The sequence below is a fragment of the uncultured Thermus sp. genome (genome assembly GCF_938010445.1).
Lineage (GTDB): Bacteria > Deinococcota > Deinococci > Deinococcales > Thermaceae > Thermus > Thermus altitudinis.
The window spans coordinates 1-2,686 of sequence record NZ_CALLUR010000072.1; the positions used below are offsets into that span (position 1 = coordinate 1).

3 protein-coding genes are annotated in these 2,686 nt (G+C 64.4%); all 3 read left to right on the forward strand.

Annotated elements, in window-relative coordinates; all coding sequences use genetic code 11:
• A partial coding sequence (locus Q0693_RS04295) for a PstS family phosphate ABC transporter substrate-binding protein (protein WP_298629492.1) occupies positions 1–875 on the forward strand: 875 nt, incomplete at its 5' end.
• A gap of 59 nt (positions 876–934) precedes the next feature.
• Complete coding sequence (gene pstC, locus Q0693_RS04300) at positions 935–1,837, forward strand: phosphate ABC transporter permease subunit PstC (RefSeq protein WP_298629494.1); 903 nt, start codon at positions 935–937, stop codon at positions 1,835–1,837.
• Positions 1,830–2,686 (forward strand): phosphate ABC transporter, permease protein PstA (locus tag Q0693_RS04305; RefSeq protein WP_366140511.1); only part of this gene is annotated, 857 nt, incomplete at its 3' end. The genes pstC and Q0693_RS04305, both read left to right, overlap by 8 nt.

Below are 2,686 nucleotides of genomic sequence, written 5' to 3' on the forward strand. Positions count from 1 at the left end.
TCACCCAGGCGGTGGCGGAGGAGTTCACCGTCCGTAACCCCCAGATCAAGGTCACCGTGGCCTTCTCTGGCACGGGCGGCGGGTTCAAGAAGTTCTGCCGCGGGGAGACCGACATCCAAAACGCCAGCCGGCCCATCCTGCCCGAGGAGCTAAAGGTCTGCAAGGAGAACAAGGTGGAGTTCATTGAGCTCCCCGTGGCCTACGATGCCCTCACGGTCATCGTTCACCCGAGGAACACCTGGGCCAGCTGCCTTAAGGTCTCTGAGCTCAAGGCCATCTGGGAGCCCGGCTCCAAGATCACCCGCTGGAACCAGATCCGCCCCACCTTCCCCAACCAGCCCCTGCGCCTCTTTGGGGCCGGGGCCGACTCCGGTACCTTTGACTACTTCACCGAGGCCATCGTGGGCAAGCTGAAGGCCATCCGCACCGACTACCAGCCCACCGAGGACGATAACGTGACCATCAAGGGCGTGGCCGGGGACCTTTACGCCATGGGCTTCCTGGGGGTGGCCTACTACGAGGAGAACAAGGACAAGGTGAAGGCCTTGGCCGTTGACAACGGCAAGGGCTGCGTCCTCCCCACCCGGGAAAACGTGCTGAACGGCACCTACCAGCCCCTTGCCCGCCCCCTCTTCATCTACGTGAACGTGAAGAGCCTGGAGCGCAAGGAGGTGCAGGACTTCGTGAACTTCTACCTCTCCAAGGATGCCCGTAGGGCCATCCGCTCCACGGGGTACATTGAGCTGCCCGATGAGGCCTACAACATTGGTCAGCAGCTGGTGGCCAAGAGGAAGACCGGCACCTTCTTCATGGACCTGCCCGTGGGCACGCCCCTCTCCAAGTTCATGGAGGAGCTGAAGAAGGAGCTGAAGTAAGAGGGAAGGGCTAGAAGGGGTGGGTATTCCCCACCCCTTTGCCTTAGGATAGGAAAGGCATGGAGATCCTTAGGGAAAAACCCTCCCGAAACCCCAAGGAAGTCCTCACCTTTGCCGCCTTGGTACTCCTCGCCTCCGTGACCCTGCTCACCACGGCGGGCATCGTCCTTAGCCTCTTGGGAGAGGTGCTCCAGTTTTTCCGCCGGGTACCCCTAGCGGAGTTCCTCCTTGCCCGGGACTGGACCCCCCTCTTCGCCGAGCCCCGGTACGGGATCAGCCCCCTGATTGCGGGCACCTTCCTGGTCACGGCCATCGGCCTGGTGGTGGCCATCCCCTTGGGGCTAGCCTTGGCCGTCTACATCGCGGAGTACGCCCGGGGGGAGGCCAAGGCCCGCATCAAGGGCACCCTGGAACTCTTTGAGGGCATCCCCACGGTGGTCTTCGGCTTCTTCGCCCTGCTTACCGTTACCCCTCTCCTGCAGAAGGTGATCCCCGGCCTCAACATCTTCAACGCCCTTTCCGCCGGGCTGGTCCTGGGGTTTGTCATCCTCCCCTACGTGGCCAATGTGGCCGCAGACGCCATGGAGTCCGTGCCCCGCTCCATCCGGGAAGCGGCCTACGCCCTGGGGGCCAGGCCCTACGAGGTGGCCCTAAGGGTGGTCTTCCCCGCGGCCCTCTCGGGCATTGTGGCCGCCATCATCCTGGCCGCTAGCCGGGCCATAGGGGAGACCATGCTGGTCTCCATCGCCGCCGGCCAAAGGCCCATCCTCACCCTGGACCCCCGGGAGACCATCGCCACCATGACCAGCTACATCGTCCAGGCGGCCACCGGGGACCAGCCCGTGGGCAGCACCGCCTATTACGCCCTCTTCGCCGTGGGCTTTACCCTTTTCCTCCTCACCCTTCTCTTCAACATCCTGGCCCAATGGGTGGTGGAGCGCTATCGGGAGCGGTATGAGTAGCTGGCAACAGACCTTTGGTGTGGACCCTTGGAAGGACCGGGTGGACCGGGCCTTTGCCCGGGCCTTGGTCCTCCCCCTGCTTCTAGCCTTGGCCCTCCTGGCTTGGCTTCTGGGCGATACCCTTTACCGGAGCGTTTCCGTGCAGGTCCTAAAGGCCGACGAGGGGCCGGGAAAGACCTATGCCTTTGGCCTTTCCGCAAACGAGATCCTTCGGCAAGAACTGCTGGCCCGGGGGTACACGGAGGAGGAGGTCCAGTCCGCCCTGGGAGATCCCAGGGAGCGCCGGGTGCTCCTCATGCAAAACCGGGTGGAGCTCATGTGGAACACCCACGAAGGCCCCTTCCGCTACGTGGTGACCGGCCTCAGGGATGAGCGCATCGCCGACTTCTCCCTCCTGGAAGGCCTGAGGCGCTGGCAGGAGCTAAAGGCCAACCTGAAGGAGGGGGAAAGGCTGGTCCTCAACCCTTGGCTGGACCAGTCCTTCCTCACCCGGGTTCCCTCCCGCTCCCCCCTCACCGCGGGCATCGGCACCGCCATCTGGGGTACGGTATGGGTCCTGGGGCTCGCGCTTCTCATCGCCATTCCCGTGGGGATAGGCACGGCCATCCTCCTGGAGGAGTACGTGAGGGAGGGGAGGTTAAACCGGATCCTCGAGGTCAACCTCCGCAACCTGGCCGGGGTACCCTCCATCGTGTACGGCCTCTTGGGCCTGGCCCTCTTCGTGCGGGGAATGGGGCTTGGCCCCACCATCCTCCCTGCGGCCATGACCCTGGCCCTTTTGGGCATCCCCGTGATCGTGGTCACCGCCCGGGAGGCCCTGAGGGCGGTGCCCGAATCCCTGCGCCTGGC

Coding starts and splice junctions, on each gene's coding strand:
- pstC (WP_298629494.1), top strand. CDS start 935: ATGGAGATCCTTAGGGAAAAACCCTCCCGAAACCCCAAGGAAGTCCTC.